Below are 24,246 nucleotides of genomic sequence, written 5' to 3' on the forward strand. Positions count from 1 at the left end.
TAGAGTACAATCATATTCACCAGTCTACGCTATTTAACGGGACAATGCGACTAATTTTTCATTAGTCGTTGGCGTAAATGTTCGGTAATTAAGGAACATAGCAATTGATTACCAGCAGAATTAAAGTGAAGGCCATCATCTTGGTGTAGTGGTTTCACTTGAGCCTGCATGGCGGCGCTTAGGTTAATAAAATCAACGTGGGCCTCTTTAGAAACGTCGTTGACAATTTGATTGTATTCGGTGATACGATGAATTGGCCGATCAGGATTTAACCTTTCGTCAATCATTGGTGGACCAATCATAATTAGTTTGTTGGCCCCGATTTTTCTGATTAATTCAGTTAGATTTTGCCGGTAAGCTTGGGGGCTAATGCCCAGAATTTGCGATAAATCATTGGCACCAAAAAAGAGAACGACAGCGGCCGGCTTACGACTTAAAACGTGTGCCGTAACCCGATCAAGGGCGTCTTTTGTAGTGTCTCCGGGAACGGATGCATTAAAAACGTGGTCGTTGGGAAAGGCTTGCTGGATCGTCTTAGTAATGACCGGATAGGTCCAACCATGATTAAAGCCAGCAAGAATACTATCACCAAAAAGAATAATTTCTGCCATGTTTTGTCTCCTTAAAAGTATGTTTGTTACCACTAAGAGTAGTTTTTGGTAAGAGAGTGGGACAACAGTTTGGTTCTTATTGTTTCCGCACGTTACTCTAGAATGTGCGCCAAAAGTCTGGGTTTACGTGCCTAACTACAGTTCATTCAATAACTGTACTATGGTTATTGGATTAGCTTACGTTACGCAGTGAACCCCAAAAACGGCTTTTGTCCCACTCCCAGGACAAACAACGGACAATCTTGTGCTATACTTTTGCTTAAATATTTCCGTGTAAAGGATAAAATAATTATGAAACAACAAATAAAAACGTGTGCGGCCTCAACCGCACTACAAGCACATCACATATTGTATCAAGATTTGAATCCGCTGCAAACTTTACATGGCGGGCATTTAATGGCGTTAGTCGATAATGTGGCTTCTATTAGCGCACTACGATTTGCGAACACGGCGGTGATGACTGCGACCGTGGATCATTTTGAATTTAAGCAAGCCTTTCAAGTTGGCCAAATTGTCACGGTTCAAACCTACGTTAGCGGTGCCGGTAATCGCTCCCTAGAAATTTTTGCCAAGGTTATTGGCGAGGATGCATTAAGCGGTGAACGTTACCTTGGCGCAACGGCTTTTCTGACTTTTGTCGCTTTAGATAAGCAGGCAGTGTTGCCCACTTTAAGACCAGAAAATCGTGAAGAAAAACTAGTTTGTGCTGCCTACGAACAACGGCGAGCCGCTAATTTGAAGGCACAACAAGAAAGTAGTGAACTAGCACAACAATTAGATCTCAGTGTTAAATAAAAGGATTGTTGGAACTGTTGGTGGTGCCACTTTGTAAAAATAAATGCTGCGTGTTCAAAGATCGATTTTGGTGGTCGGGCTACGATCATTAAATGATATGCTAGCCTAAACGAGTCATTTGATGATCTAGGCATTACTCTGAAATTAATTTTACTAGTATTTGTCTAACTAATTTAGCGGGAACGTGTTTAGGTTAATCCTCAAAATCTAAACGCTTTCCAAACACGCTTTAAAAAACTCCGGTAAAATTTCAGAGGTATGCTAAAATAGAGGCATCATGGATGTGGTGGGGGATTAAATTGCAAGATGAGATGAATTACTACCGGATCAGTCGGGATGAATGGCGCCGTTTCTATCGTAATGGAATGGCACCGCTTACCCAGGCCGAACTGGACCAAGCCAAATCATTAAACGATCAAATATCGCTAGAAGACGTACGGGAGATTTATTTACCTTTACGCCATTTGATTCATGTTTACTATGATCAATATCAAGCGCAACAGCATGATCGCACGAATTTTTTGCGAGTGCGCGCGCATAAAACACCATTTATCGTTGGTATTGCCGGTAGTGTAGCAGTGGGCAAAAGCACCACGGCGCGCTTACTAGAAATTTTGTTAACCCGGGCTTACCCGACAAAACGAATTCAAAATATTACTACCGATGGTTTCTTGTACCCTAATGCTGAGTTGAAGCAACGAAAAATATTGGAACGCAAAGGCTTTCCAGAAAGTTATGATATGCAGCGGTTAATTAATTTTTTAACCGACGTTAAAAATAATAAGGGCCCTGTGAAGGCACCAAAGTATTCGCACCAAATTTACGATGTGATTCCTAACGAATATGATGTAATCGATTCACCGGATATTCTAATTGTTGAAGGGATCAACGTCTTGCAGCTACCAAGCAATCAATTGGTTTATGTTAGTGATTTCTTCGACATTTCAGTTTACGTTGATGCAGAACCGAATCTGATTGAGAAATGGTACTTGGATCGTTTTAAAGTGCTACTAGATACAGCCTTCACTGATCCAACAAATTATTATTATTCTTATGCGGTTGGTGATCGCGCGGCTGCTTTGAAAATGGCCCGTCACGTTTGGGAGACCAACGATTTACCGAACTTAAAGGAATACATTTTACCAACCCGGAATCGTGCTGACGTCATTTTGCATAAAACAAACAACCATAAGATTGATCACGTTTATTTTCGTAAATTTTGAGGTCAATGAGTGTTTGTCCAGAAAAATACCAATAAAAGTAGTTTTTAAACTTACTTAACGCTAGCAATTAGTATTTTTTTAATTGAGCTACCCTAATAATTAGATGAAAAGCGGCTTTGAAAGGTTGACCGAATGGACGACAATCAGTAAAATGAGTTTATTGAAAATATTTATGAAAAGAAAGTGCTTAAAAAGGTGTTCACAGACTGAATGCAGGAATTGGTTTTTTAGGTACGTTTAAGTTACTTACATCAAATGAATGAGGTGAATTATTTGGCAACGACGGACATGCAAAATTTTGATAAGATCATCGTCCTCGATTTTGGGAGCCAGTACAATCAATTGATTACCCGGCGAATTCGTGAATTTGGGATTTATTCTGAATTGTTATCGCATAAACTGACTGCTGCGGAAATCAAAGCAATGGCACCAAAAGGCATTATTTTTTCTGGTGGACCAAACAGTGTCTATGATAAGGATGCTTTTCGAGTTGATCCAGAAATCTTTAATCTAGGTATTCCGGTTTTAGGAATCTGTTATGGCATGCAGTTAATGGCAGATATTCTGCCTGGTGGCGACGTTGAACCAGCTAATAATCGTGAGTACGGTCGGGCTGATATTCAGGTTACTGATCCAACTGCCGTATTATTCAAGGATTTACCAACTGATCAGTACGTTTGGATGAGCCACGGTGATTTAGTGACGAAGGTACCTGATGGTTTCAAACAAACCGCAACTAGTAAGAACTGTCCAATCGCGGCAATGGCTGATGATAAACGGAAATTCTATGGCTTGCAGTTCCACACTGAAGTTCAAAATACCGAGTATGGTAATGACATTTTACGGCACTTTGCTTTCGACGTTTGTGGCGCCAAGGCCAACTGGTCCATGAACGATTTCATTGACTTACAAATTCAAAAAATTCGGGAACAAGTCGGTGATCGCAAGGTCTTACTTGGACTTTCCGGTGGGGTTGATAGCTCCGTTGTAGGAGTTTTACTCCACAAAGCAATTGGAACTCAGTTGACAAGTATTTTCGTTGACCATGGTTTACTACGTAAGGGCGAGGCTGATCAAGTCATGGCTAGTCTTGAAGGTAAATTCGGTTTAAATATCATTAAAGTTGACGCGCAAAAGCGTTTCTTAGATAAATTAACCGGCGTATCTGATCCTGAAAAGAAACGCAAGATCATTGGTAACGAATTTATTCAGGTCTTTAACGACGAAGCAATTAAGCTTAAAGGCATTGATTTCCTTGCCCAAGGGACACTGTATACCGACGTTATCGAGAGTGGTACTGATACTGCGCAAACAATTAAATCGCACCATAACGTTGGTGGTTTGCCCAAGGACATGCACTTCCAGTTGATTGAACCATTACGGACTTTGTTCAAGGATGAAGCACGTGATTTAGGCGAAAAATTAGGTATGCCGGAAGAACTTGTTTGGCGACAACCATTCCCTGGCCCTGGCCTGGGAATTCGAGTTATCGGTGCCATTACCGAAGACAAACTCAACATCGTGCGCGACAGTGACTTCATCTTACGGGATGAGATCCAAAAGGCTGGCATGATGCGTGATATCTGGCAATACTTCACCGTTTTGCCTGGTATTCGTAGTGTTGGTGTTATGGGTGATGGTCGTACTTACGATTACACAGTTGGTATTCGTGCCGTCAACTCGATTGACGGCATGACCGCCGACTTTGCACGCATTCCCTGGGACATCTTGCAAAAGATTTCCGTCCGAATCGTTAACGAAGTCGACCACGTCAACCGCGTAGTGTACGATATTACCTCCAAGCCGCCGGCGACGATTGAGTGGGAATAAAAAAATAAGATTTTAAACAAGTTCAGCCCTGTAGTAACCCGTTAAAAGGTTATTGCAGAGCTGTTTTTTGTTTAAGCAAAAATGGTATAAAATGATTAAAATTGGTTATTATCCGGTACATTAGACGGTACGTTTTAATTTGCCCATTTTGTACCGTCTATAGCTTTGAGACTGGTTTTATTCATTGAAAAAGGGTAATGGTCACTGAAAAATTAAATGGCTATTACCTTTTCTATTTTGCGTGTGCCTTAAATGAGTCTATAAAAATGGACCAGTAATAGAGCGAATGCTACTTATGGAGCCAGAAGGTGTTCCCGAAAAAGCAATCTCACCGCTATTTCTACCGGATCCTGGGCCAAGATTGACTATTCAATCTGCCTGTTTTATAAATTGCAAATTATATGCAATGACGATCAGAGTTTATTCACGGTCTAGATTGCTTAAACCTGTGGTGGGTTCATCAAGAATAATCGTTTTATTTTTGATTCAAATGTGATTATTAACTATGCTATACTTTTATTAATATATTTTTTGGAGGATGAATTGATGAATAAGGGTATTGACGCCCCTCTAGTTCCATTTTTATTGTGTTTGGGTGGGTTAGCGCTAATTGGTTTAGGATTAGTTCCACCGATTGAAGTCGGTATGAGCTTGGCCTTGCAGTTAGCTGGTGGACTTTATTTGATAGCGTGTGGTTGTGTGTTTATCCATACCAGTCTAGTTGGTAAAGAAAAAATCTGGGATAAAGTCTTGAATCAAAATAAGATTGACTCAACAGCCAAATGCCTCGATATAGGCTGTGGCAATGGCTTGGTCATGTTTAAATTAGCAAAAGTAGCTTTGAATGGTAAAGTGGTCGGAATTGATATCTGGCGCAGTCGTGATCAGTCGAACAATTCTAAGCGAAAAGTAGAGACAAACATTAGACAAATGAATTTAGACAAGCGAGTTGAAGTCTTGACGGCCGACATGAGAGAAATGCCTTTCGACACGGATAGTTTCGATGTTGTTGCATCTAGTCTAGCAATTCATAATGTGAAGCCTGCAAAAGAGCGAGAGAAGGCGCTGCGAGAAATTGCGCGAGTGCTAAAGGATTCCGGTAAATTACTGTTGGTTGATATGGAACGTAAGGATAACGAATACATAAGTGTTTTGAAATCATTAGGGTTTAGTCATTTTGCGGTGCAATATTCAGGATTTAACGGCTGGTGGGGCGGTCCATGGGCTCCAACGTTTGTGCTTGTGGCCTCACGATAGAATTAAGTAATAAAAGAACGGCATCAACTAAACACTGATAACTTAAGTAATCCAAATTATCGGCGGTAAAGTTTACAACTAATATGGGTAAAAACCATTAGCGTGATAAAATCCATGGATCTTTTTTAATGGACTGATCATTTTTCGATTAACATAAGTTATTTGCGGTTATTACTCTATAATTATTGGCATTTATTGTTAGTGAAATACCAGGATTTGAACAATTAACGTAATAGTTTTTACCTTTTTTTAAAATTGAATCCGCATCATTAATACACGCTTTTACTAGATCTTCAATTTGATGATTAGTAAAAGCCTCTTTTAACTTCTTATTTATTCTGTTATAAACGAGTGGAGTATAGCAGACTGAATTGGTGATTTCATGTTTTAAACTATTTAGAGAACTAATATGACTCAACTTCCTTTGTAAATACTCTTTAATTTCAAATCCTTTGCAATGGCCTAATTCTGTGACCTGGGTCAACAATAATATTGAATAAGATTCTTAAACGTATGCCACATACAGTACAACCACAATCAGCGCCGGCAACATATTGGCCACCCGAATTTTCATATCAAAAAGCAAGTTCATCCCAATACAAAAAATCATCATTGAACCAACTAACGAAATCCCGTTAGTCATGGCGGTTGATAGAAATTGATTGATTAAAACTGCTAGTAATGTGATTACCATCTGAAAAATAAAAACCGGTAGCGCACTGAAAACAGCACCAAGGCCAAAAGCTGACGCATAGATGGCCACAATCACGGCATCTAAAATTGCTTTTGTGAAAAGCATGGTTGGATCATGCTGCAGTGCATCTTGCAGTGGACCGATGACGGCCATTGCGCCCACGCAAACGGTTAATGAGGCACTGACAAAGCCGTCCACAAATTTAGAATCATCAGCAGAACCAACGTGCCGCCGTAACCATTTGCCAAATTTGACGAATTGATTGTCAATGTCGATTAGCTCGCCAATCAAAGTTCCTAGTACTAGTGAGATGGTGGCCATAATCGTTCCGGTTGTACTAATTTTAGTTCCGTGAATCACCAAAATTTAGGCTAGCGCACCGGCCAAGCCAATAAAGATTACGGCAACGCCAATCGCCTGCATAATTGCTGTTTTCAGTTTTTCATTGAGTAACCGTTGAAAAATGTACCCGATAATACCACCGCCAACAATTGCTCCTGTGTTGACGAACGTTCCAGTTCCCACTATGTAAATAACACTCACTCCCTTTAACTAATAGCGTTATTATACTATACCGTCTGGAATATGGTTTAAAAGTACACTAGTTTTGAAGAAAATGGTTTTAAGTTCAGTTGCTAATTGATTATTTACCAATTAAAATATAGTCAGTTTAGCATTCGTAAGTTAATTACCGTACTCGTTAGTAAAATGTGAAGAGGCTATTTTTATGAAAATTGCAAGATTGTCTAACCGACCATTCTTAATTGTGGATAGTCATCATGGTAGGCCAATCTAAAATTTTGAAAAGGTGGAAGAAGCAGCGCTACAAGCAAAAAGTGCCTTAATCCTTGGCGATTTAGTTGCGTTCGACGTTAATCAATTACAGGCACCAGTGAAGGCGCCATCGCAAATTCTTGCGGTGGGCATGAATTATGCGGATCACTCCAAAGAAATTCATTTGAATCTACCAAAAACACCGAGTACGTTTACAAAGTTTGTTAGTTCACTAGCCGATCCAAGTGCTGAAGTTAAACGCCATGGTCCGCGAACAGATTGGGAAACCGAATTAGTGTTAGTAATCGGTAAGGCCGGCAGAGATATCGACGAGCAGGATGCTTCAGCGCACCTAGCAGGTTATATGATTGGAGAAGATATCTCTGATCGTGACGTTCAATTTGCCAACCACCCGGCGCAATTTTCATTGGGGAAATCATTTGAACACTATTCACCAATTGGCCCGTGGCTGACCACACCAGATGAAATTGCTGATTTAGGGAAGCTAGAGATTATCACTAAAGTCAATCAGCAAATTATGCAACAGTCATTACTTGAACAGATGGTATTTAGTCCATCTGCTTTGATTAGTTATTATTCATCGATTATTGAATTACACCCAGGTGATTTAATATTCACGGGAACTCCCAGTGGAACAGGCGTTGGTCACGATCCAGAAGTGTACCTTAAGAAGGGCGACCTGCTGACTGGTCAAATCAGTGAATTAGGGCAATTGACCATGAAGATTGTTGATTAACAGAAAAGTGGTTTTAGACTTGTATAAACGTGAGTCTAAAACCACTTTTTACTTTAAAACTTAAACAAGTAACTGCAAATAAATTATAGTGCTAATTGCTGATTTAACGGGAATGCTATGAAACTTAGCATTGAAATTTAACGTCAAATTCACCTGCCACAATTGGTTGCTAGTATAATTAAACAAATGATCTATTCTTTGAGTAAAGAGGTGTTCATGATGGAAATTGGTGAACGATTAAAGTCTGCACGGCGGGCCAAACAATTATCTTAACAAACAGTAGCAAATCAGATTTATGTGTCACGGCAAACTATTTCTAGTTGGGAAACCGGCCGTAGTTATCCCGACATTGCCAGGTCATGTTAGGAAAAGCAGATTCCTGCGGTTAGCTACAACAGCCAAATCACCTTTTTCAAAGGTAATTCGTCTGTTTAGGCTAATCCTCAAAATCTAAACGCTTTTCCAAACATTTCTAGTCTTATTGCGCTCAGTGACATCTATGAACTCTCTTTGGACCAGCTACTCAAGGAGGATGTCAAAATGATGAATAATATTAAAGCCAAGGAAAGAGAATTGAAGCAGGCCAGGTATGTCTACTGGGCCTCACTAATAGTTGATTTATTGCTCGTTGCAATTCTAGTGTTGGGTTTATATCTCAAAGAGTTAGCCGTCTCAACCACTGTGCTTGGATTGTTGTTGGCCATTATTATTTTTAATGGTTTCGTGCTAATTTCGTCCACTAATAGGTACCGAAAGTTACAAGGAAAACCTTTAGCGACAACTAAACGAGAATGGAATCGGCTGACCGTTGGTGTGATAATAGTGGTGGTTATTGTTAACGGTTTTGCTATTTGGCGGCAGGGATTAACTAGCTTTACATCCGGCCTAATGGTTGGTAGCACTTTATGTGGTGTTTTGATACTGAAGTGAGTTAAAAAAATGACTATTTTTTTGGTTAATTTTATTTTTTAACTGTGTTGGAAAATAAAAAGTTGGTCACTAATTTACTTGTTTCTTCAGCCTTTTCAATTAAAACGAGGTGGCTGGCATTGTGTACTGTTTTAAATAAGGTTTGTGGTAGCCTGCCATAATGTTGTTGGTCACTTAACCGTCCCTAATTGGTTGCTAACTGATCTTGATCACCAAAAATAATTAATGTTGGGATCGAACTATAGGGCATTAAACGCTGGTCCATCGGTACGTTGGCCGTATAGCGAGCAAATAAAGTTAATTCTTGTTTGATTGCAATACGTGACTTTTGAATTAATGGTTCAATTATAAATCTTGGATCGCTAATGTTGTCTGAATTCAATAATGATCTGTAACTAAGCCATCGTTGCAAGTGTCTTAATACGAATTTGATCATTGAACTAATAACTGGAAATCCTAATAATTTTACACTTGGATTTAAATGGATGTATTTTGCTGTTACTGATGTGCTAATTAAAATTAATGCTTTAACTTGGATAGAACGTTGCGTTAACATTTCAGTAGCAATACTGCCTCCCAGTGAATGACCAATCAGTATAACAGGAGTAATTATTTGTAATTTATCGATTGCGGCCCATAACGATTGGGCCGCTTTTTTAACCGTATAATTACTGGTGTTAATATTATCTGATGGGGGTGTTCCTAATAAATTAAAGGCCAGGACATCATATTGCTGCAAATATGGTGTCATCATTTTAAAATAAGCTGCCGAACCACCAAGGCCATGAATAGCGATTATGACTGTTTTTCCGGTTAAAGTTCCGGTGTAAGTTAATTTACCAAATGGTGTTTGCACGGATTTCATTGTTAATTGCTCCTTCTATGTTACATACTGTTATATAATTAATTTCACAACCAAATTATATTTTAGCTCTAGTAGAAGCACAATCACACAGTTAGAGTTATGTAACAAAATGAGAAAGTTGGCACATATTATGGATAAACGGCGAGCAACATCACATCAGGCTATTCTTCAAGCACTAGCTCAGTTTGCGGTGGAGGGGCATCCATTTGCTACACTCACCGTGGCAGATCTTGCGAAACAAGCGCATATTTCGCGACCGACGATTTATCGTAATTATCTTACACTTAAAGAGCCACTGTTGTTGGAACTGCGGATTAAAATGACTGCATTCACTGATTCATTACAAAATGAACCGATCAACAGCACATCATTTTTTAAATCAATTTTATTTTACTGGCAGCAAAATCTTGATTTATTTGAGTTACTTATGTGGGCTGACCTCACTAATGATTTAAATCACATCTTTGCGCGATGGATCGTCACAATATTGGATAAACGGTCTTTATCAAAACAGACTAAGACTTACATTGCCAATTTTTATGCGGCAACGACGGTATCTTTTATTCACACCTTCATTGATATTCACGACTTTTCTGACGCATCAATTGATCAAGCGGTGCGCTTATTAAATAAATTGACGAATGATTGTGGTCAACTGTTTTACCAAGAATAGAATCTACAAATGCTTAAAATAAAGTATATAAATGGTATATGTTAATTTTAACGACTATTTTATTTCAAGATAAAATGCCCCATAATTGCTAGCTAATCTGCTAATAATTATGGGTACTCCATTTTACATTGCCTTTTTTGGGGGACAAAACAGTAATATTAAGTTATTCAAATTACAAAATAACAGGCCGATTTCCTTAACTTTAGATTATGCCGATTGAATGGAATGAATTGACTATTGGCATAATATCATTGTTGATTGTTGCCATTTGGCGGCAAGGGTTAACTAGTTTTACATCTGGCCTAATGGTTGGTAGCATTTTGTGTGGTGTTTTGATACTGAAGTGGATTCATAATGATGTAGATAGACACAAAAAATAATTTATAAATTATTTTATCAGTGTTAGGCTTCTGAAGTAGAGCCAATCTGATTGATTGAAGGCAAAGGATTGGTGGTTGTTCACTATTTTTAAGACCTCATTTTACGGTATAATAACCAGCGTACACGGAAAAGTTTTAAAAATAAATGAATGGAGGTCATTAATATGACGCAACCAATATTGGATCACGAAAGCAATGTTTTTAAGCAGGCCGAGGCGGCGGAAACAAAGCTACTCAGCGATTACGGGCTGAAGGGTGAAAATCGCTGGCTGACGTATCAAGGCCTTCAAGTACGAATCCTAATTATTGGGGAGGGCACTCCGGTTTTAGTGGTTCCAGGAAATACTGACGACCCATACCCGTGGATTCCACTGTTTTCTAAACTACCTGGTTATAAGTTTTACGTAATGGCACGTCCAGGTGGCGGCCTAAGTGATGGTATGGATCACAATCAAGTGGAAGTCCACGATTTTGCCATCAATCTATTTACTAGTGTATTGGATCAACTAAAATTGGATCGGGTACCACTGCTTGCTCACTCGATGGGGGCCCATTGGAGCACTTGGTATGCGTTGGCCCACCCGGAACGGGTTACGCAAGTGATCACAACCGGTAATCCAGGCCGCATACTAATGGACAAAACGCCAGGATTCTTGAAGGCGATGGCACTACCTGGTGTATCAAAATTGGCGGATAAACTTGTAGTGCCGAAAGATGCTGATCACGCGCTGCGCAACCAGAAGTTGATGGGGACTGATCCAGATGCTGTGGCTAAACTGCCGCATTCATTCGCTGAAGCAACTTTTGCTTTTGATCAGTTGCCAAGTTTTGGGTTGTCCACCATCAGTTTGCTGCAGGCAATGAATGACCCGAAGAAACATAACGGAATTACCGCTGAACAGCTTGCAACGCTACAGGTCCCCATGACCTTGTTGTGGGGCAGTAATGATACCTTTGAGAAGCCTGAACTTGGAGAAAAAATTGCGCAGGCAACGCCACAGGGCAGGTTGGAAGAAATCAAAGGAGCAGGTCACATGCCGTGGTTGGATCAGCCGGAAGAGGTTGCCAACATAATTTTGAAACAATTGGCGGCTAAATGATTATTTTAAGAACGTCGTCTTTAATCAAGTAGTTAGTTCTCTTTTAAGGGGATTAGCTACTTTTTCTTTATAAATACCATACTGGGTTTCTTGTTACGACAAGAGCTTTCAATTTTGCTGAATTTAAATTGCAGAAACGCGAACTAATTGAATCTTGTGCTTGCTATGGAGTGTACACGATGGTTTATACTACGGGCATAGTCGAAATGACGAAAACTACTGATCTTGAAGAGCATAGATCTTTTGAAGGCGATCAGTAGCCAGACGAAAAAATAATGGTTATCATCATTATTTTTATTATTCTTGAAATTGGAGGAATTTAAAATGACCAAAAATGTTTTAATTATTGCAGCTAATGGACAAATTGCTCGGTTAGTTGAAGAACAAATTTTGAATGAAGATAAGTTTGCAGATGTTCGCTTGACGCTTTTCTTACGTAATAAGTCCCGGTTAGCCGCTTTGGCCAACAATTCGCGGGTCACGTTGATTGAAGGTAGTTTGGATAGTCTAGAGGATCTCAAGCAGGCGGTTAAGGGTCAAGACATTGTCTTTGTTGGGGTGGTGGATCACACTAGTGACAACCATCAGACGCAAAACGTTGTTGCCGCAATGCAGGCAGCTGGTGTTAAACGATTGGTCTACACTAATGTTCTGGGTATTTATGACGAAGTACCTGGCGCTTTTGGCAAGTGGAACCAACAAACGATTGGTGCTGGATTATCATCGGCATTGAAGTCCGATCAAATCATGGAACAATCAGGATTAGATTACACAACACTGCGTTTGCCATGGTTAAATGATCGTGAAGTTAAGTATGAAATCACCCATAAAAATGAGCCGTACCTTGGTGTTTCGGGTTCACGGAAAAGTATTGCCGATGTTGTTTTACGGATAATTGCTGAACCAGAATTTTTGAAAAATGATAGTGTTGGGATAGCTGATCCGGCAACGCAAGGAGAAAATCAACCAGTTTATTAAGGTAAATGATAGATTGATTTGTGGTTTAAGTTTACTCACTTTTACTTAAATAATTAGGGTGGCTTTTCGGCCCTTTGAGGATGCATTGTATAAAAATAATAGCCTCAAAAAGTTGGACTAAATATGAAGTACCTCATAATCGTTAGATTCTTTGTCTAACAATTATGAGGTGTTTCAATGTCTTACTTTTTGAGGCTATTTTTAGTAAATTCGATAATTTAGCAATCGTGCATTAAATTCGGTTGTTTAAGTGTCTTAGCAGAATTATTGTCAATAACTGCATTACCTGCAATAACAGTATTTTTGCTGAATGACGCCAAGCAAAATAGCAATCTGGACATTATTTCACTTACAGTGCACGATATTCGAGAATGTCTCCGGGTTGACAATCCAAGGCGGCACAGATCGCTTCTAGCGTAGAAAAACGAATTGCTTTGGCCTTGCCGTTTTTTAAAATGGAAAGATTGGCCATGGTGATGCCGACGTGCTGTGATAACTTGGTAACGCTCATTTTACGTTTGGCCAGCATAACGTCTAGATTAATAATTATTGCCATAGGCGCACCTCAGACCGTTAAGTCGTTTTCGCGTTTTAACGCGATGGCGTGGGTCAATAGTTTTTGTAAAACGGCCGCGAAGACTGCAATCGTACTAGCAGCAACCACAAACAGGCAACAAATAACAATGATTCCGGGGGCGTCTTGTTCTTGCGCGGCGAGGTAGGACATGGGTAGACCGAGAAAATACAAACCGCTCATTACCGCTGCACTCACTTTAATTTTGCGTAAGGCGTGAATCGACAATTCGGAAAAAGCGCTGTCGTTGTCAATGTAGCTAAGCAGCAATAAACCTTGCCATAAAGCTACATAAAATGCCGCGGCACTAGCGTATAAACCAATAGAAGTAGCGGCATACATTAATTTAAGGTTCCAGTGCGGGGCCGTAATCGCACTAGAAACTAAGGGCAGTGCCACGATACATAGACCTAAAACGAATAAGGCCATTAGATAAATTACGGATTTAAGAAAAAGTGTTTCACGTTTCATCAGCGTTCACCTCATAATTTAGTTGATTTTATTTTACCATAAATTTATCGTTTATCAATAAAAATATATTCTTTTTCAATATAACTATTGTGCTGATGACGGTTTGAATTAGTGGTTTAGTGATTGAAGAGTAGGAAGAAAAAATGAGATGCAGAAGGTCACCTTGTTTCACACATTTTAGTAGTTGCCAAAATTAATATATGAATAGAAGATCATCGTGGCTTTGTTTTTTTATTATCAGTAGGGTGGTCAAAGATTTGCCAACTGAATTTTGCTAACATAATTGTGATTGTACTAATTGCGCCTACTAAATAAATCATTTGCGTGTTGGTTAGCGTATTACTTAACCAGCCAAACAATATTTGGCCTAGTGGTGTTGCCAACGTACCAGCGATCATGACGAATGACATTAAACGACCTAATAACTGGGGCTCGGCAGTGATTTGAATAAAAACGATCAATTGAACCGAAACCATTGTGACCAAGGCAAGTAAAATAGCGACAAGGCCTGTCATAAAGTTAAAACTGATTGCCCGTTGTGTGAACCAACCTAGTGGCAAGGCCAGGGTTAGAAAAAGTAAACCAATAATAACAAGTTGTTGTGGAATTGAGGCTGGGTGAATTTTTTTCGAAAGAACACCGTATAAAATTGAGCCAAGGAGCCCACCGAGTGCGAAGAAAGCGTTCATGAGACCAAATTGTTGATTGCTGACGGCTAATTTAATTCTGGCCAGGTAAGGGATGACAACTTGAATAAATGAACTTAAAAAGAGATTCAATAAAAAAATTAAAAGATAAATCTGGAAAATCGCTATTTGACGTTTTAGGTAAGCGGTGATTTCCAAAGTATCCGCTTTAATAACTTGCTGAATTGACACAAATTTATTTTTGACCGGTAGTTCCTTGAAGTGCAGGAAATACTCAAGGCCAATGGCAAGGATGAAAAACAAACCGCAAAGTAAGAAAATAAATTGCATTGCATTTTGCTGGTAAATTGCACCGGCCAGAATTGGTCCAAACAAATTACCGAGGATGCCGATACCATTGACAATACTGGTTATTTTGGGTAGATCATCAGCGTTACTGATCAAAGGAATCGTCGACTGTGCGATTGGCGTTTCAAAAGCAGAGACCATTCCCATGATACAGGTTAGCCCGCCAATGAACAGAATGCGATTATTGGCGCCAACTGCCAAGGCCATTAGAATAGTCACGCCAAGATAGGCACTATCCATCAAGATCATGACCAACCGTTTATTCATTCGATCGGCCAAAATGCCACAGAAAGGTAACATCACCAACCGGCCAACAACGGCCAGACTGGTGATCACACTAAAAGTTAATGCAGAGCCGGTTAAATCTAAAATGTATAAGGAAAGTGCAAATTGAATGATGACTGTTCCGATGACCGAAAACAATTGGCTCAAAATTAGCAAAATCCACGTTTTTATGTAGACCATGGGCTAAACCTCCATTTTGTCGACCTTTGAGATCAGCGATAAAGTCACGATTACAGCCAGAAACAGGTAAATGAAAGTAAAAGCATAGAAAGTAATGCCGCTGCCAAGACTAGCGGTGTTACTCATCAATGAAAAAAGAATGATCGCAGAGAAAATTAATAATGCCAATGAATTCTTTTTCCAACCGATCCACAGTGAGCAAAGACTGATTGCCGGTACAATCAATGCAGATAACAGGATAAAAGGTAACTGACCAAGATAAGTAGTCAAGGTTAATTGATCCTGAACGATTGGTATGACTGCTTCAATTCCGAGAAAAATTGAAATAACTAGCGCAAAACTCAGCATTGATAAAACACCACAAAACAGATTCACGAGTTTTAATTTTACAAATAATAATTTGCGGCGAGAGACCGGATAACTTAATGTCAGGTAGACGTTTTTTTCTGAATAGGCGTTCATCACGATTTTTCCCATCATGGTGGCGCCAAGAAAAGTGAAAGCGGCAGTATTCAAGAGGAAGCCCATTAATAAAATAAAGTTATAGGATAAAAGCTCCGGATCCGTGGTTGCTGTTGTTGCATCAAAATAAGGGACGCTGGCAAAGAAGTAAACGAAAATTAACACGATGAGTGGAATGAATAGGGCAATCCGCAAATAGTTTTTAAGATCAACTTTTTCAAGTTCCAGTTTGAATAATTTCATTTGGCCAAACCCTCCATTAAATTGATCATCGCTGTTTCAAAATCAGTTGAGTCAGCGGCCAACCAGACCTCTTTAGTCTCATCGGCAACGATGCTTCCTTCAGCGAGAACCACAATCCGTGTTGCGACGCTTTGTACCTCTGCCAAAATATGGCTCGACATAACAATGGAGACACCAGTTTTTTGCAAACTTTCCAGCAAACGACGAAAATCGCGAATTCCTTTGGGATCAAGTCCATTCAACGGCTCGTCAATAATTACCAATTCAGGCTTGTGCAACAAGCAACGTGCAATTGATAAACGTTGTCGCATGCCCAAAGAGTATTGTTTGACCGGCGTTTGATTGCTGGGTTCAAGATCGACGGCGAGCAATGCTTGGTTAATATTGACGGCTTTAACACCATAATAGGCGGCGTGGATCTGTAAATTTTGCCAACCAGATAGATGTTCGTAGAAAACAGGTTCATTGATTGTGATACCCATGTGTTTCCGAATTTTAGGGTCAGTCGGATCCGAATTGAGAACCTCGATTCTACCGCCCGTACAGGTTGCCATGCCGGCAATTAATTTGAATAAAGTAGATTTACCCGCACCGTTTTTGCCGAGGATTGCGCAAATTTCACCAGGTTGAATTGTGAGATTAATTTCGCGTAAAACAGGCTTTCCCTGATAACTTTTTTCAAGGTTATGAATATTGATGATTGGTTTCATAGTTTACCTCCGTAACATACTATTGGTATGTAATATTTTAAAAAATATTGGCTAGCTAACATACTAGCAGTATGTAGCTCGCCTAAAAAATAGCCGCTGCTATTCTTTTTTCAAATGATTGAATAATTTGTAAATCAGGTCCAAGAGCTCATCGTTGATCACTGGTACGCCTAATCCGTCAAAAGTCAGTTTGATAAAACTGATTTTACGGCGTAACTCATCTTCTGTGAGTACTGAAGACTGGAAACCGATCCAAATATTTAACGTGAGGACGATTAAATCAGCCAATTCTTCTGGATAGTTCGTTTTAATTGAGCCATCCGCACGGCCTTCTTGAATTAATGCCTGAATTTCGGGGACCGCATATTTGAACATGTCGAGATATTGTTCACCAAGTAATCGCGGACTGCGCAAAGTGATTGCCGCCGAGTAGGCGAGCTTTTGCTGTTCCAAATTGCTAAAGGCCTCTTTCAACGAATTCTGCAATTTTTCCAAACCATTATTGCCGTGCCATTTGAATTCACCAACGTCCTGTTCAGTCACATTAACGATTGCCTGTAAAATATCAAATTTTGACTTGAAGTGATAATAAATAACACCCTTGGTCATGCCGCCAAGCTGATCAATAATGTCTTGAACACTTGTATTATCGAAGCCTTTTTCCAAAAATAATTTTCGTGAGACCTCCAGAATTTTTCTACGTGTCTCTTCGGGATTACGCCCTCTTGCCACGAATCATTCACCGCCTTTACATACCATTGGTATCTAATGCCAGAATAAACTCCTTTGGTAGTTACGTCAACTAGAATTTTAGGAACAGGATAGGGGCTTTATTCGGAAGAAACTGCAAATTTCTTGATTTTCACTTTTTGTGACTTGTGCAGGTTATAATAGATTTAAGGTGGGATGTGTCTATGAAAACAATTTTAATTGTCGAAGATAATAATGAAATGCAGGAATTACTCAAAAAAGTTTTGCAAGCACATTATCAGCTTGTCAGCGCTTATTCCGGGACAGAAGGATTACTGTTGTTTAATGCAAATTCAATTGATTTAGTTTTGCTCGATCGAATGTTGCCGGGAAAAAGTGGCGATGAAGTTTTAGGCGAACTCCGCCAGCAGACAAAAATTCCCGTCATTATTTTGACGGCCTTAGATACACGTCCAGATATTGCCAAACTTCTATTGGCGGGTGCAAACGACTACATCACGAAACCATTTGATATTGAAGAATTACAGGCGCGCATTAGTGTTCAATTGCGAGATCATGTCACTAAAAGTACTGTGGCAAGTGTGCAGTATAAGGCCATTACGTTATTACCTGCGACTTTTTCGATTACCAATGGCGCACAAACACAATTACTGAAAAAGAAAGAATTTGATATTCTCAAAACATTATTCACACATCCAAAACAAATCTTCACTAAGAAGCAACTTTACCGTGCAGTTTGGCAGGCAGAATATTACGACGATGACAACACGATGAATGTTCACCTTAGTAACTTGAGAAAAGTTCTGCAAACAATGGATCCTAACAATAATTATATCCAAACGGTATGGGGAATCGGGGTCAAACTCGCATGATGATTTTAGCAATTATAGTTATTATTTTATTGTTGCTTTGTGGCTACCTGTTGTTTGTTTTATTTGACGTAAAACGGGTGATTTCCCAGCTAAATGTGATTATCCAGGATTCCACAAATCAAGAACTGAATCTCCATTCGCGTAATTTTTTAGTTAAGGATCTCGCTCACAAAGTGAATCTCTTATTAAATAAACATCAAAAAAGTGAGCAGCAACTCTACCAGTTGAAAGGGGAACAAGATGTCGCCATTCACAATATTGCCCATGATTTAAGAACTCCATTGACGGTGGCCAGTGGGTACACGCAAGTTCTGCTGAAGAATACAACTATCCAAAATGATGATCGACAAAGTTTGGAACGGATCGAACAGAATTTAAATAATGTCGCCAAGCATCTAGATTTATTGTTGATGTATAATCGTTTGAACGAACATAAATTGGCTCTTAATTTCCAAAAAATTAACGTGACCAACTTCCTTCAAGAAATGATTTTGGGGATGTACGAAGCGCTTACAAGTAAAAAAATTGAACTGAAACTAAATCTTCAGTCCAATTGCTGGTGGGTGGTCGATCATGATGCATTCCAACGGATTTTACAAAACATTTTGGGCAATATTTTAGAACATGGAACTGCCACGGCCACGATTACTTTAAAAAGTGATGACCAGCGTTTGTGGCTAAAGTTTGAGAATTCGTTAGCCCAACCAATTAGGAATCCAGATCGGTTGACTAATCGTTTTTACACCGAGGATTTAGCGCGTAAGTCGGAAAATGCCGGCCTAGGTCTATACATCACGGAAAAATTGGCCAAGCTGATGAATGGCACAATGACTATTCAAACCAAGAAGACAAATTTTACAATTGAATTAGCCTTTATCAAAAAAAATCTGTGAGTGAATCACAGATTTTTTTGATTGAAAATATAAGTAGACAATAATCCACAGACAACAATGGTGCCACAGGCTGCCAAAATGTAAAACTCTAAATTTTGGGTTGAAAATGAGTGAAATAGGCAGAATCGATCGTTCCCTGAAAATCGAAGTATTTGAGCCAAGCAACCTTAATGAAAATCATGTGTAAAATGTTCACCAGTAGTGGAAAAATAATAGTAGTTACAACAGCCGAAATCGTAGAGAACGTGATAAAGAGGACTAATATAGAAACAGAAAAAATTGCTAATAGTAATAACAACTGTAATAAAATTGCTTGTGCCATTTTAATTCCAAAATTTAATGTAAAAATACCAAATCCGTTTTTAATACCAGTAACGACATAGACTGTTCCGTAATATAAAATTACTTGAAGCAAAACAATTACGATAAATACAGAATATTTTGATAAATAATAATTTAGCCTTGTCATACCGCTACTTAGAGGATTTTTATAGGAACGCCGTGAGAATTCAAAACCAGTTGTCATAATAAATAATGGGAGAATTAAATAAATCAAAAAACTGCACATGCTGGTCATTAATTTTGTTGCTTTAACCGCGTTCCAGGCGCCACCGGCTTGCTGAAATTCCTCTATCGAGTCAGAGCGAGCACCAATAGTGCCTAAAGTACCTGTTAAAACCGAACTTAGAACTAAAGCAATCAGAATAAATTCGGTAATGTAAAATCCTTTGGAGTGTTTTAAACGATAGAAATCACCGCGAATCATATTAAACATCTTGTTCACCTCCCATTCCATCAATTAATTGTTTGAAATATTGTTCCAGATTTAAACCTTCACGCGTAATCGTTGATAATTGGACTTGGTTTTCAATTAAACTAGATGCAATCTTTGCATTAGCAATATCCAGTTGATAAATATTAATCCGATGGTCGTTAATCACTTTAAAATTAGAGCAGCCAATTTTTCGAAGCACATTCGTGGCCAGATCAGGATTATCGACCTCAAGTTTGATAAATTCACGGCTCTGTTCTTCAAATTCCTGCTTAGTGATTTCCTTGACGATAGTACCATTATTTAAAATGCCAAAGCGTGTGGCCAATTGATAAAGTTCATCCAAAATATGACTTGAAATTAGAATCGTCATTTGTTGGGTACGATTGAGTTTTAAGAGTAGTTCACGAAATTCAACAATAGCGATTGGATCAAGACCGTTAATTGGTTCATCCAAAATAAGGAAATCCGGTTTATTGAGAAGGGCAATTGCCAATCCCATTTTTTGCTTCATTCCCAGAGAAAAATCTTTAAATTTCTTTTTTCCTGTTGTATCTAGGCCAACAAACTTTAAAGTGTCATCTACAGCGTTTGAATCAACCACGCCATGGATTTTACTGTAATAAATTAAGTTTTGACGGGCCGTTAGCTGGTCAACTGCCACTGGACTTTCGATAATACTTCCGGTTCGCCTGAGCTGGTGAATATAATTTGAGCCCTTAGTTACACCAAACAGAGTAATTGTTCCTTTAGTAGGTTGAATAAGTTTAATGATTGATTTTAGAATGGTGGTTTTTCCAGCACCATTTCGCCCGATGAGCCCATAAATATCACCACGATGAAGCGTGATATTAACATCATTTAAAACGGTTTGCCGACCAAATTGTTTTGCTACTTGATCAATTTTTAAAACCTCTTCCATCATTGCGACCTCCTTTTTCTGACTATCTTCAGCATGTGGTCAGAATCTTAACAAGAAGTTAATTGAAAGCTTAATTATTTATTAAATGGTGTTGGTAGAACGTAATAAACAATGTTTTTTTTCCTAAAATTATAGTCATAGCTGCCTTTTTAGAAATTATTGTGTAAATTAATAACATTGACATATTTTTGATTAGCAAAAATTTGTCGGAAAAATACGGGCAAAGTTGCTCAACATACTCCAATTACCAGTTGACTTACTATAAAGGTCTTTATGAAAATGTTGAAGCCACCTGCTATTCACTTTATAAATAACACGGTATTCATAAAATGAGTATCCAGAAAAACGATTGTACTTCCGCAATGCTGGCCGATATACTTCAAAGTAGTTAATCACTTAGACATATTTAATTGGAGGTAATACGAATGACTGTAAAAATTACTGAAAAAATGAAATTTAGCCCATCTTTTGATTACATTGATAATGGCGTTGAACATGGTGTTCTTAGTCCATTTGAAACAAAAGAAATGATTTTAAAAAAGGGTCAACAAATTGCTGAAGGATTCAAACCATTAACTTGTGATATTAAAATGTTAAAGGACGTCCCGGTTAAATTACGCGATGGCGTCACAATTTATACAGATATTTACCTACCAACAACTGGCGAAAAGGTACCAACATTGATTGCTTGGAGTCCTTATGGTAAGAGCGCCGGTACGGCACCACGTTACGTCAATCTTTTCAATATGCTTGGGATGGGTGAAAAATGGAATTCTGGTTTAACTAAGTTCGAAGCGCCAGATCCGGCCTATTGGGTATCAAAAGGCTACGCTGTTTGTAATCCTGACATGCGTGGTATCGCTCATAGTGAAGGTAATACAACTATGCTCGGTTCACAAGAAGCAGAAGATGGCTATGACCTAATTGAATGGTTGGCCGCCCAATCATGGTCTAATGGTAAAACTGCATTGACGGGCACATCCTATCTGGCCTTTTCTCAATGGTATATTGCTGCCGCAAAGCCACCACATTTAACTTGTATCAACCCGACTGAAGGGCTGGCTGATGGCTACCGCGATTTAGCCTATATTGGCGGTATTCCAGACGAAAACTTTATTGAACGTTTGGCGGTTAACCATGTTAGTGCAACTGGCGCAAAACGTGAAGATTTGACGAAGGAATTGCAGGCTGAACCTTTGGCTACAGCAGATATTTGGCAAGATAAAGTTGCTCATCCAAGTGAAATCACTGTTCCTGCCTTTGTTATTGCCAGTTATTCAAACACGTTGCACACAATGGGAACATTCCGTTCGTGGCGGACGTTAGGCTCAAAAGAAAAATGGCTTCGAATTCATGATCGGCAAGAATGGCCATATTACTACGATGAAGCTAATACCGAAGAATTACGCCGTTTCTTCGGTTATTATCTTTTAGACAAGGACAATAACTGGCCAGATACACCTAAGGTTCGTTATACGGTCATTGATTTTGAAGGTCATAATCAAACTGATATACCGGCCGCTGCATTTCCACCGGCCGGCAGCCAAAATACGCGTTATTACATGAATGGTTTAGCACGAACATTGCAGGCTCAGCCCGAAGTAAAAGATTTCCCGGTTAAATATGTGGCGGGTGGTCTTCCAGGACGGGCTTCATTCCAAACAACTTTTGCTAAAGATACGCAGTTTGTCGGCTATCCTAAGGCAAAACTTTTTATGGAAGTTGACGGCTATAATGATATGGATGTCTTCGTTTGGATTCAAAAATTGGATAAATTTGGGAATGTTTTAAGCGAATTTGTCGTACCTAATCACGGTGCTGCCCTCCAAGATTTCACGCAAGAAGGGGCATCTGCACTTCGTTATAAGGGTGCGTGGGGGCGTTTGCGCGCTTCAATGCGGCACCTGGATGATCAAGTCGCAACCGATGAGATTCCAGCATACACATTTGACCGAGTAGAAAAACTTGAAAAGGGCGAAATTGTTTCATTAGACATTGTTCTAAGTGCCATTGGCTTGGAATACAAAGCAGGTGAAACGCTAAGAGTTGTTATCAGCTCCAAAGATGAGCTCGGCGGCGTAATGCCTGGAACACCAGGTGGTCAGGTTGATAATAAGGGGGTACACATTCTCCATACAGGTGGCGAATACGCTTCCTACCTTCAATTACCATTAATGACAACTCCAGCAAATTAGTGGGTCGCAAAAATCTGCTTTTTTAAGTACGTTGCTGTTAAATAAATAATAGATATTGTCGAACTAGTATGTTTGTAGTAACTTTAAGCTAAAGTTGCTACAAACATATTTTTTTAGAATGGAGCTATCTATTGAAGCTATCAACGTTAAACTATTTTGTTGCGGTTGCGACTGAGAAAAGCTTTACTAAGGCTTCAGAAAAGCTTTTCATCTCGCAACCAACGCTAAGTAGACGAATTCAGGAATTGGAAACTGAATTAGGAGTCACATTATTTATTCGCCAGAGTCACTCGTTAAAATTATCGCGTGAAGGTGAAAGATTTTTAATTGAAACAACGGATGTTTTAGAACGCGTTGATCATTTAGCGCACATGTTTGACCAGCAAGCAAACGCGGGACAGACAGCAGTCATTTTAAAAATTGGTTATTTACCAAATTTTAATTTGGGGCACATGTATAAATTGTTGGATCGGTTTAAAGCTGAACATACAAATGTTCAATTTTTAATGAATCAGGATATACCGCTGAATTTAGCAGACGGTCTCGATGATGGGCGCTATGACTTGGTTTTTGGACTAACTTCTTATTTTAAGACCAACAAAAATATTAAGAAGTCGCTCTTTATGAAAAATCATTTACAAATTGCAATACCCATTCAGCACCCACTAAGTCAGCAGCAAAATATAGTTTTTGCTGATTTAAAGCAGGAAACGTTTATTTTACTTGAAAGACAGCAGTCGCCAGTGATTGTGGATTACGTTATTAATCAAGGTCTTAAAAATGGGTTTAACTTAAAGGCAAATTATTACGTCAAGGATCTCGATGAGGGCCTGTCCATGGTTTCAATGGGGAAGGGATTGGCCTTTTTATATTCAGGAATGAATGATGGTACGTTGGAAGAAAAATATCACATCAAAATTAGTGATTTAGAAAACGTTGGCCGCGACCAGGATATTATCAGTGCCATTAATAAAAGTAATGATAATAAACTTCTTCAAGAACTGTTTGCATTTATAAAAAGAAATTCATCTAAGTTGTAAGTAATCTGGTATTACCAGAATTGTTGTTTTTGGGTTAGATTTCAATTACGCAAG

The 24,246-nt window shown here is 39.0% G+C and carries 23 protein-coding genes and 2 pseudogenes; 13 read left to right on the plus strand and 12 right to left on the minus strand.

Annotated features, from left to right (window positions below; all coding sequences use genetic code 11):
- Nucleotides 1-50: 50 nt before the first annotated feature.
- The gene (locus tag AYR53_RS05830; protein ID WP_068225538.1) at nucleotides 51-611 is read right to left on the minus strand and encodes an SGNH/GDSL hydrolase family protein; all 561 of its coding nucleotides are present in this window, start codon (nucleotides 609-611) and stop codon (nucleotides 51-53) included.
- Nucleotides 612-902: 291 nt separating this feature from the next.
- Here AYR53_RS05830 and AYR53_RS05835 point away from each other — a divergent pair, with 291 nt between their 5' ends.
- From AYR53_RS05835 to AYR53_RS05850, 4 genes are all read left to right on the plus strand, one after another.
- Nucleotides 903-1,406, plus strand: a complete 504-nt coding sequence (locus AYR53_RS05835) for an acyl-CoA thioesterase (protein WP_068225537.1) — start codon at nucleotides 903-905, stop codon at nucleotides 1,404-1,406.
- 299 nt (nucleotides 1,407-1,705) lie between these two features.
- Nucleotides 1,706-2,629 (plus strand): type I pantothenate kinase, encoded by a 924-nt coding sequence (coaA, locus tag AYR53_RS05840; protein ID WP_068226256.1) that lies wholly within the window; start codon nucleotides 1,706-1,708, stop codon nucleotides 2,627-2,629.
- Nucleotides 2,630-2,902: 273 nt separating this feature from the next.
- Nucleotides 2,903-4,459 (plus strand): glutamine-hydrolyzing GMP synthase, encoded by a 1,557-nt coding sequence (guaA, locus tag AYR53_RS05845; protein WP_068225536.1) that lies wholly within the window; start codon nucleotides 2,903-2,905, stop codon nucleotides 4,457-4,459.
- A gap of 546 nt (nucleotides 4,460-5,005) precedes the next feature.
- Nucleotides 5,006-5,716 carry a class I SAM-dependent methyltransferase gene (locus AYR53_RS05850; RefSeq protein WP_082918521.1) on the plus strand — a complete coding sequence of 237 codons (711 nt, stop codon included), beginning with the start codon at nucleotides 5,006-5,008 and terminating at the stop codon, nucleotides 5,714-5,716.
- 148 nt (nucleotides 5,717-5,864) lie between these two features.
- Here AYR53_RS05850 and AYR53_RS13285 read toward each other — a convergent pair whose 3' ends face one another.
- Together AYR53_RS13285 and AYR53_RS05855 are read right to left on the minus strand one after the other, a co-directional pair.
- Nucleotides 5,865-6,203: a DUF3781 domain-containing protein gene (locus AYR53_RS13285; protein WP_333781132.1), complete on the minus strand. Its 339-nt coding sequence runs from the start codon at nucleotides 6,201-6,203 to the stop codon at nucleotides 5,865-5,867.
- Between the two features lie 18 nt (nucleotides 6,204-6,221).
- Nucleotides 6,222-6,953, minus strand: a pseudogene (locus AYR53_RS05855) (DUF554 domain-containing protein).
- A gap of 184 nt (nucleotides 6,954-7,137) precedes the next feature.
- Between AYR53_RS05855 and AYR53_RS05860 the strand changes: the two are divergent.
- Together AYR53_RS05860 and AYR53_RS05865 are read left to right on the plus strand one after the other, a co-directional pair.
- A pseudogene (locus AYR53_RS05860) lies at nucleotides 7,138-7,941 on the plus strand (fumarylacetoacetate hydrolase family protein).
- Nucleotides 7,942-8,481: 540 nt separating this feature from the next.
- A complete protein-coding gene (locus tag AYR53_RS05865) occupies nucleotides 8,482-8,871 on the plus strand; it encodes a hypothetical protein (RefSeq protein ID WP_068225534.1) in 390 nt (129 codons plus the stop codon).
- A gap of 184 nt (nucleotides 8,872-9,055) precedes the next feature.
- Here AYR53_RS05865 and AYR53_RS05870 read toward each other — a convergent pair whose 3' ends face one another.
- Nucleotides 9,056-9,736 carry an alpha/beta hydrolase gene (locus tag AYR53_RS05870; protein WP_068225533.1) on the minus strand — a complete coding sequence of 227 codons (681 nt, stop codon included), beginning with the start codon at nucleotides 9,734-9,736 and terminating at the stop codon, nucleotides 9,056-9,058.
- Between the two features lie 130 nt (nucleotides 9,737-9,866).
- Here AYR53_RS05870 and AYR53_RS05875 point away from each other — a divergent pair, with 130 nt between their 5' ends.
- The 3 genes from AYR53_RS05875 (at nucleotide 9,867) to AYR53_RS05885 (ending at nucleotide 12,867) form a co-directional block, all read left to right on the plus strand.
- On the plus strand, nucleotides 9,867-10,409 hold the full coding sequence (locus AYR53_RS05875; RefSeq protein WP_068225532.1) for a TetR/AcrR family transcriptional regulator: 543 nt from the start codon (nucleotides 9,867-9,869) through the stop codon (nucleotides 10,407-10,409).
- A 544-nt stretch (nucleotides 10,410-10,953) separates the two neighbouring features.
- Nucleotides 10,954-11,889 carry an alpha/beta fold hydrolase gene (locus AYR53_RS05880; RefSeq protein WP_068281160.1) on the plus strand — a complete coding sequence of 312 codons (936 nt, stop codon included), beginning with the start codon at nucleotides 10,954-10,956 and terminating at the stop codon, nucleotides 11,887-11,889.
- Between the two features lie 324 nt (nucleotides 11,890-12,213).
- On the plus strand, nucleotides 12,214-12,867 hold the full coding sequence (locus AYR53_RS05885; RefSeq protein WP_068225530.1) for an SDR family oxidoreductase: 654 nt from the start codon (nucleotides 12,214-12,216) through the stop codon (nucleotides 12,865-12,867).
- Between the two features lie 349 nt (nucleotides 12,868-13,216).
- On the opposite strand, the gene AYR53_RS05890 is transcribed toward AYR53_RS05885, so the two are convergent.
- The 6 genes from AYR53_RS05890 to AYR53_RS05915 all read right to left on the minus strand — a co-directional run bounded on the left by AYR53_RS05890 (nucleotide 13,217) and on the right by AYR53_RS05915 (nucleotide 17,519).
- Nucleotides 13,217-13,423, minus strand: a complete 207-nt coding sequence (locus tag AYR53_RS05890) for a helix-turn-helix domain-containing protein (RefSeq protein WP_068225529.1) — start codon at nucleotides 13,421-13,423, stop codon at nucleotides 13,217-13,219.
- Between the two features lie 9 nt (nucleotides 13,424-13,432).
- The gene (locus AYR53_RS05895) at nucleotides 13,433-13,912 is read right to left on the minus strand and encodes a DUF2975 domain-containing protein (protein ID WP_068225528.1); all 480 of its coding nucleotides are present in this window, start codon (nucleotides 13,910-13,912) and stop codon (nucleotides 13,433-13,435) included.
- Nucleotides 13,913-14,124: 212 nt separating this feature from the next.
- A complete protein-coding gene (locus AYR53_RS05900) occupies nucleotides 14,125-15,372 on the minus strand; it encodes an MFS transporter (RefSeq protein ID WP_068225527.1) in 1,248 nt (415 codons plus the stop codon).
- Nucleotides 15,373-15,375: 3 nt separating this feature from the next.
- A complete protein-coding gene (locus AYR53_RS05905) occupies nucleotides 15,376-16,077 on the minus strand; it encodes a hypothetical protein (protein WP_068225526.1) in 702 nt (233 codons plus the stop codon).
- Nucleotides 16,074-16,787, minus strand: coding sequence for an ABC transporter ATP-binding protein (locus tag AYR53_RS05910; protein WP_068225525.1), 714 nt, complete (start codon nucleotides 16,785-16,787; stop codon nucleotides 16,074-16,076). Before AYR53_RS05910 ends, AYR53_RS05905 begins: the two co-directional genes overlap by 4 nt.
- A 99-nt stretch (nucleotides 16,788-16,886) precedes the next feature.
- Complete coding sequence (locus AYR53_RS05915; protein WP_068225524.1) at nucleotides 16,887-17,519, minus strand: TetR/AcrR family transcriptional regulator; 633 nt, start codon at nucleotides 17,517-17,519, stop codon at nucleotides 16,887-16,889.
- 182 nt (nucleotides 17,520-17,701) lie between these two features.
- Here AYR53_RS05915 and AYR53_RS05920 point away from each other — a divergent pair, with 182 nt between their 5' ends.
- Nucleotides 17,702-18,370: a response regulator transcription factor gene (locus tag AYR53_RS05920; RefSeq protein ID WP_068225523.1), complete on the plus strand. Its 669-nt coding sequence runs from the start codon at nucleotides 17,702-17,704 to the stop codon at nucleotides 18,368-18,370.
- Nucleotides 18,367-19,263 carry a sensor histidine kinase gene (locus tag AYR53_RS05925; RefSeq protein ID WP_068225522.1) on the plus strand — a complete coding sequence of 299 codons (897 nt, stop codon included), beginning with the start codon at nucleotides 18,367-18,369 and terminating at the stop codon, nucleotides 19,261-19,263. Before AYR53_RS05920 ends, AYR53_RS05925 begins: the two co-directional genes overlap by 4 nt.
- Before the next feature lie 88 nt (nucleotides 19,264-19,351).
- Here AYR53_RS05925 and AYR53_RS05930 read toward each other — a convergent pair whose 3' ends face one another.
- Nucleotides 19,352-20,038 carry an ABC transporter permease gene (locus AYR53_RS05930; RefSeq protein ID WP_068281159.1) on the minus strand — a complete coding sequence of 229 codons (687 nt, stop codon included), beginning with the start codon at nucleotides 20,036-20,038 and terminating at the stop codon, nucleotides 19,352-19,354.
- Nucleotides 20,031-20,957 carry an ABC transporter ATP-binding protein gene (locus AYR53_RS05935; RefSeq protein ID WP_068225520.1) on the minus strand — a complete coding sequence of 309 codons (927 nt, stop codon included), beginning with the start codon at nucleotides 20,955-20,957 and terminating at the stop codon, nucleotides 20,031-20,033. Before AYR53_RS05935 ends, AYR53_RS05930 begins: the two co-directional genes overlap by 8 nt.
- A gap of 425 nt (nucleotides 20,958-21,382) precedes the next feature.
- On the opposite strand from AYR53_RS05935, the gene AYR53_RS05940 reads away from it, so the two are divergent.
- Nucleotides 21,383-23,152 (plus strand): CocE/NonD family hydrolase, encoded by a 1,770-nt coding sequence (locus tag AYR53_RS05940; protein WP_068225519.1) that lies wholly within the window; start codon nucleotides 21,383-21,385, stop codon nucleotides 23,150-23,152.
- Between the two features lie 131 nt (nucleotides 23,153-23,283).
- A complete protein-coding gene (locus tag AYR53_RS05945; RefSeq protein ID WP_068225518.1) occupies nucleotides 23,284-24,192 on the plus strand; it encodes a LysR family transcriptional regulator in 909 nt (302 codons plus the stop codon).
- Nucleotides 24,193-24,246 lie beyond the last annotated feature (54 nt).

Origin of the sequence: Loigolactobacillus backii (assembly GCF_001663675.1) — a bacterium.
GTDB classification, from domain to species: domain Bacteria; phylum Bacillota; class Bacilli; order Lactobacillales; family Lactobacillaceae; genus Loigolactobacillus; species Loigolactobacillus backii.

Coding starts and splice junctions, on each gene's coding strand:
- AYR53_RS05830 (WP_068225538.1), bottom strand. CDS start 611: ATGGCAGAAATTATTCTTTTTGGTGATAGTATTCTTGCTGGCTTTAAT.
- AYR53_RS05835 (WP_068225537.1), top strand. CDS start 903: ATGAAACAACAAATAAAAACGTGTGCGGCCTCAACCGCACTACAAGCA.
- AYR53_RS05850 (WP_082918521.1), top strand. CDS start 5,006: ATGAATAAGGGTATTGACGCCCCTCTAGTTCCATTTTTATTGTGTTTG.
- AYR53_RS05865 (WP_068225534.1), top strand. CDS start 8,482: ATGATGAATAATATTAAAGCCAAGGAAAGAGAATTGAAGCAGGCCAGG.
- AYR53_RS05870 (WP_068225533.1), bottom strand. CDS start 9,736: ATGAAATCCGTGCAAACACCATTTGGTAAATTAACTTACACCGGAACT.
- AYR53_RS05875 (WP_068225532.1), top strand. CDS start 9,867: ATGGATAAACGGCGAGCAACATCACATCAGGCTATTCTTCAAGCACTA.
- AYR53_RS05880 (WP_068281160.1), top strand. CDS start 10,954: ATGACGCAACCAATATTGGATCACGAAAGCAATGTTTTTAAGCAGGCC.
- AYR53_RS05885 (WP_068225530.1), top strand. CDS start 12,214: ATGACCAAAAATGTTTTAATTATTGCAGCTAATGGACAAATTGCTCGG.
- AYR53_RS05890 (WP_068225529.1), bottom strand. CDS start 13,423: ATGGCAATAATTATTAATCTAGACGTTATGCTGGCCAAACGTAAAATG.
- AYR53_RS05895 (WP_068225528.1), bottom strand. CDS start 13,912: ATGAAACGTGAAACACTTTTTCTTAAATCCGTAATTTATCTAATGGCC.
- AYR53_RS05900 (WP_068225527.1), bottom strand. CDS start 15,372: ATGGTCTACATAAAAACGTGGATTTTGCTAATTTTGAGCCAATTGTTT.
- AYR53_RS05905 (WP_068225526.1), bottom strand. CDS start 16,077: ATGAAATTATTCAAACTGGAACTTGAAAAAGTTGATCTTAAAAACTAT.
- AYR53_RS05910 (WP_068225525.1), bottom strand. CDS start 16,787: ATGAAACCAATCATCAATATTCATAACCTTGAAAAAAGTTATCAGGGA.
- AYR53_RS05920 (WP_068225523.1), top strand. CDS start 17,702: ATGAAAACAATTTTAATTGTCGAAGATAATAATGAAATGCAGGAATTA.
- AYR53_RS05925 (WP_068225522.1), top strand. CDS start 18,367: ATGATGATTTTAGCAATTATAGTTATTATTTTATTGTTGCTTTGTGGC.
- AYR53_RS05930 (WP_068281159.1), bottom strand. CDS start 20,038: ATGTTTAATATGATTCGCGGTGATTTCTATCGTTTAAAACACTCCAAA.
- AYR53_RS05935 (WP_068225520.1), bottom strand. CDS start 20,957: ATGGAAGAGGTTTTAAAAATTGATCAAGTAGCAAAACAATTTGGTCGG.
- AYR53_RS05940 (WP_068225519.1), top strand. CDS start 21,383: ATGACTGTAAAAATTACTGAAAAAATGAAATTTAGCCCATCTTTTGAT.